This window comes from Tersicoccus sp. Bi-70 (genome assembly GCF_001968825.1).
Taxonomy (GTDB): domain Bacteria; phylum Actinomycetota; class Actinomycetes; order Actinomycetales; family Micrococcaceae; genus Tersicoccus.
Window position 1 is genome coordinate 1 of sequence record NZ_MIEU01000004.1, and the last position, 4686, is coordinate 4686.

Genomic DNA, 4686 nt, shown 5'->3' on the forward strand with positions numbered 1-4686 from the left:
CTGGGTGCACTGGTTCAACGAGAACCGGCTGCACTCATCGATCGGATACCTCACACCGATCGAGAAGGAGAACGAGTACTACCGTGAGATCAACCCCCAGAGCCAGCCAGCGCTGGAAGAACTCGCCCTCCACTAAACCCGGGGCGATTCACGGCATCCAGCTGACCCGCATCGTCACGATCACCCGGACACAGATCGATACGAGCTCGCGGCCCGTCACGCTGACCGTCGGGGCCGAGCCGATCGGGCTCCCCGAGATCTTTGGCGACGCCATCAGCGATCTCGCCGACGCCGCGAAGCACCATCCTGAAGGATGGCTGTTCCCCGGCCGGAACCCAGGCAATCACCTCACCCCGGGCCCGCTGAGCCGTCGTCTTCGCGCCGAAGGCCTGCTCGCGGGAAGCGCACGCACCACAGCGCTCATCGAGCTCACCCGGCAAATGCATCCCCGGATCGTCTCGGATCTCCTCGGCATCACGACCTCGTCCGCCGCCGCATGGTCGCGTCTCGCCGGCGGTGACTGGTCCGACTATCCGGCACTCCGTTCCGACCACGCCTGAACGAGCATCACACGTCAGCGCCCGGGCCGGAAATCGCTTCGCGCAACTGCTCGACGGTCGGCGACCCGGCGATCCCAGCTGGCGTGCGGAACATCCGGCAGGCGAGCCCGACGTGGGTACGCTCGTCGGCGAACGGGTCGATGCCGTCGACGAGCACGGTTGGGGAGCCGTGGAACCCGAGGCGCACGGCGTCCTCGGGGGTCTCGACCAGCTGACGTATGACCCTGACATCGGATCGGTCGTTGACTACTTCAGCGAGCCGCTGGTCGAGCACCTCCCAGTTGGGGCAGCCGTTGAAATACTGCAGGATGATCTCCATGATGGTCCTCTCAGTTCTCGTTGCCGCGGATCATCAGAAGCGCTCCGGCGATCGCGGCGGTGACGATCACGACGTCGGCGACGTTCCCGATGAACCAGTTCCCGTAGGCGAGGAAGTCCACGACGTGCCCCTGGGCGAACCCTGGAGCACGGAAAAGCCTGTCGCCGGCGTGGGAGGCGGCGGCCCCGCCAAGCGCGCCGATCACGATCGCCCACCCGGGGTGTCGGACACGGAACGCGAACACGATCGCGGTGACGGTGGCCGCGACGGCCACCAGCGCGAACACCCAGGTGGAACCCTCACCGAAGGAGAACGCCGCGCCGGGGTTGTAAGCGAGTTGCAGGCCCAGCAGGTCGCCGATCAGCGGGAGGCGCTCACTTACTGTGAGCGTGGCCTCCGCCCATGCCTTCGTCCCCTGATCGATCAGGAGGACGAGCCCGCCGAGCGCGAGTGCCCCCGCCGTGAGCCGCCAACGCCCCCTCTGCTGCCGCTCTCCCGACGTCAGCTCAGCATCGGCAGCCGCGTCCGGGGTCATGCGAGGACCTCGACGAGGCGGACGATGACGCCGGAATCGATCAGGATGAACAGGCCCAGGCCGATGAACACGACGGGTACGAGCCAGTGCTCGACGCGTTCAAGCGTTTCGGTGACGGCCTTGTGGGTTCCGATCAGGCGTCCAGCAGCGCACCAGACGGCGACGAGGACGAGGAACACCGCGATCATGACGACGACGTCGCCGGGCGAACTGGTGCGGAGGATCGGCGTGTAGAGGGAGATGTTGTCGGCCCCGTTGGCGATCGTGATCCCGGCGACGCCCCACAGCCCGACCGCGGTGATCTTCTCGTCGTCGTCATCGTCGTCACCGTTGCGTCGCAGGCCCCGCACGAGGGTCCAGATGCCGATGCCGAGCGGGATCAGGCCGAGGAAGCCCACCCATTCGTCGGGGACGATGGTCAGGCCGAGCGCGGCGATCACGCTGATCACGACGAGGGTGATGAACCCGAGGTACTGGCCTGCGACGATCTGCCACGGTCGCGGCTTCCCTCGGCTGGAGGCCAGGAACAGCACGGTCAGCACGACGATGTCATCGATGTTGGTCGCAGCAAACAAGCCGATCGCTGAGCCGATGGTCGCAAGCATCAGCTCTCCAGCCGTGGGGTACGCGTGCGGGCGGCGCGGAGTCCGTTGAGGATCACGACGACCTCGGCGATCTCGTGGACCAGCACCACAGCGGCGAGTCCGAGGACGCCGAACAGCGCGAGCGGCAGCAGCGCGGTGATGATCAGCAGCGACAGGACGATGTTCTGGTTGATGATGCGGCGTCCGCGGCGGGCGTGGTCGAACGCGCGCGGGATGAGGCGGAGGTCGTGGCCGGTGAACGCGACGTCGGCGGACTCGATCGCCGCGTCCGAGCCGGTCGCGCCCATCGCGATGCCGATGTCCGCGGCGGCCAGAGCGGGGGCGTCGTTGATGCCGTCGCCGATCATTGCAACCGACCCCGCCTTTGACAGCTCCCCGATCGCGGTCGCTTTGTCTTCGGGACGCAGTTCCGCGCGCACGTCGCTGATACCGGCCTGCGCTGCCAGCGCCCGTGCCGTGCGGGCGTTGTCGCCGGTGAGCATCGTCACCCCGACGCCCTGCGCCGCGAGAGTCCGCACCACTTCGGGGACCTCGGGACGCAGCTCGTCGCGGACGCCGATCGCGGCGACAGGGGCCCCGTCGCGGTGCACGATCACAACGGTCATGCCCTGCTCCTCCAGGCCCGCGACCTGGTCGCCGAGCACCCCGGCGTCGAGCCAGCGGGGGCTGCCGACGGTGATCCGAGTCCCGTCGATCTTGCCCTCGATGCCGTGCCCGGCCTGCTCGGTCACGCCCTCCGCAGCCTGGGCTCCGGGGGCTGCGGCGGTGATCGCCGCGGCCAGCGGGTGCGTGCTGTGCTGCTCCAGCGCGGCCGCCCAGGCCAGCGCCTGGGCGTCGGTCACGCCGTCCGCGGCGAGGACCGCGGTGACGGCGGGCTCGTTGCGGGTGAGGGTGCCGGTCTTGTCGACGGCGACGTGGCGGACCGTGCCGAAGCGCTCGAACACCGCGCCGGACTTGATGATCACGCCGAACTTGCTCGCCGCGCCGATCGCCGCGACCACCGTCAGCGGCACCGAGATCGCCAGCGCGCACGGGGAGGCGGCGACGAGGACGACGAGGGCTCGGGTGATCCACAGCTCCGGGTCCCCGAACAGCGAGCCGACCAGGGCGACCAGGGCCGCGAGGACCAGCACGCCCGGGACCAGCGGGCGCGCGATCCGGTCCGCGAGGCGCGCTCGCTCGCCCTTCTCCGCCTGCGCCTGCTCCACCAGCTCCACGATGGTCGTGAGCGAGTTGTCGGTGCCCGCCGCCGTCGTCTCGACCTCCAGCGCACCGGCGCTGTTGATCGCGCCGGCCGACACGGCGTCGCCGGGCTCGACCTCGACCGGGATCGACTCGCCCGTGATCGCCGAGGTGTCCAGGCTGGAGCGCCCCGCACGGACGACTCCGTCGGTCGCGATCCGCTCGCCGGGACGAACCACCATGACCTGCCCGACCGCGAGGTCCTTCGCCGCAATCTCCACCGAAGCGCCGTCGCGGCGCACGGTCGCGGTGTCGGGGACCAGCTTCAGCAGCGCTCGCAGCCCGCCGCGGGCGCGGTCCATCGCCTTGTCCTCCAGCGCCTCTGCGATCGAGTAGAGGAACGCCAGCGCCGCAGCCTCTTCGACGTAGCCGAGGACGACTGCGCCGACCGCGCTGATCGTCATCAGCAGCCCGATGCCCAGCTTGCCCTTGAACAGCTTCCGGATCGCGCCCGGCGTGAACGTCGACGCGCCCAGCAGCAAGCCGACCCAGAACAGCACCAGTGCCGGGATCTCCATGCCGGACCACTCAAGGATCAGACCAGCGAGGAACGCGACACCGGAGAAGACCGGCACCATGATCCCGCGGTCCCTCCACCAGGGCCGCTCCTTCTCCTCGCTCTCATCGACTGCCGTGGTCGTCGGCTCGTGCTCGCAGCCGCATGCCGCGCTCACGCGTCTGCTCCCGCTCCGCAGCAACCCGGAACGGTGCACGACGAGTCCACGCACGGAGCGTGCTCGTCGACAGCCAGAGTCACATCCACCAGCGCGATGAGAGCGTCCGCGAGGTGCGGATCAGCGATCTCATACCTAGTCTGGCGACCCTCCGGCTCAGCGACCACGATGCCGCAGTCGCGCAGGCAGGTGAGGTGGTTCGACACGTTCGAGCGAGTCAGCTCCAGCTCACGCGAGAGCACCGCCGGGTAGCTCGGTCCCTCGAGCAGGGTCATCAGGATCCGGGAACGCGTCGGATCCGCCATGGCCCGGCCGAGCCGGTTCATGACGTCGAGTCGAGAAGCAATAGTCAGCATGCACTGAACTATACAGCACAGGCTGATCAATCGCCGGATGCATCAGCCTCCGCCACAAGGCGAAACAGCAGTCGACATCTGATGAATACGCGACTCAGCAACAATCGGTGCTACCAGTAGAGCTGCTGAGCCGCTACGCGGCCTGGCAGGAGGTCTACTCCATCGACGAGTCCTTCCTCGGCCTGGACGCCCGCCGCGGTGCCTACGTCGACCAGGGCCGGCTGATCCGGGACGCGGTCGCCCGGCACACCGGGCTGCCCGTGTGCGTCGGCATTGGCCCGACCAAGACCCTGGCGAAGTTCGCGAACAGGGTGGCCAAGCAGAATGGCCATCTGGGTGGGGTGTGCGACGTCGAGGCGATGCCGGCCGGGCACGTGGACGCGATCATGGCCCGC

The 4686-nt window shown here is 68.7% G+C and carries 6 protein-coding genes and 1 pseudogene; 2 read left to right on the plus strand and 5 right to left on the minus strand.

Annotated features, from left to right (window positions below):
* Nucleotides 1–83: 83 nt before the first annotated feature.
* Nucleotides 84–560: a hypothetical protein gene (locus BGP79_RS03840; RefSeq protein WP_233121092.1), complete on the plus strand. Its 477-nt coding sequence runs from the start codon at nucleotides 84–86 to the stop codon at nucleotides 558–560.
* A 7-nt stretch (nucleotides 561–567) separates the two neighbouring features.
* Here the strand turns inward: BGP79_RS03840 and BGP79_RS03845 are convergent, their stop codons facing one another.
* Genes BGP79_RS03845 through BGP79_RS03865 form a run of 5 tightly spaced genes read right to left on the minus strand, consistent with a single transcriptional unit; the run spans nucleotide 568 to nucleotide 4291 of the window.
* Nucleotides 568–879 (minus strand): hypothetical protein, encoded by a 312-nt coding sequence (locus BGP79_RS03845; RefSeq protein ID WP_026936351.1) that lies wholly within the window; start codon nucleotides 877–879, stop codon nucleotides 568–570.
* 10 nt (nucleotides 880–889) lie between these two features.
* On the minus strand, nucleotides 890–1414 hold the full coding sequence (locus BGP79_RS03850) for a signal peptidase II (RefSeq protein WP_026936350.1): 525 nt from the start codon (nucleotides 1412–1414) through the stop codon (nucleotides 890–892).
* Complete coding sequence (locus BGP79_RS03855) at nucleotides 1411–2019, minus strand: cadmium resistance transporter (protein WP_076693368.1); 609 nt, start codon at nucleotides 2017–2019, stop codon at nucleotides 1411–1413. The genes BGP79_RS03850 and BGP79_RS03855 overlap by 4 nt, the downstream gene beginning before the upstream one ends.
* Nucleotides 2019–3935 (minus strand): cation-translocating P-type ATPase, encoded by a 1917-nt coding sequence (locus BGP79_RS03860; protein WP_028707591.1) that lies wholly within the window; start codon nucleotides 3933–3935, stop codon nucleotides 2019–2021. Before BGP79_RS03860 ends, BGP79_RS03855 begins: the two co-directional genes overlap by 1 nt.
* A complete protein-coding gene (locus tag BGP79_RS03865) occupies nucleotides 3932–4291 on the minus strand; it encodes a helix-turn-helix transcriptional regulator (protein WP_076693369.1) in 360 nt (119 codons plus the stop codon). The genes BGP79_RS03860 and BGP79_RS03865 overlap by 4 nt, the downstream gene beginning before the upstream one ends.
* 41 nt (nucleotides 4292–4332) lie before the next feature.
* Here BGP79_RS03865 and BGP79_RS03870 point away from each other — a divergent pair.
* Nucleotides 4333–4686 (plus strand): annotated as a pseudogene (locus tag BGP79_RS03870) (hypothetical protein); the annotation flags it as partial.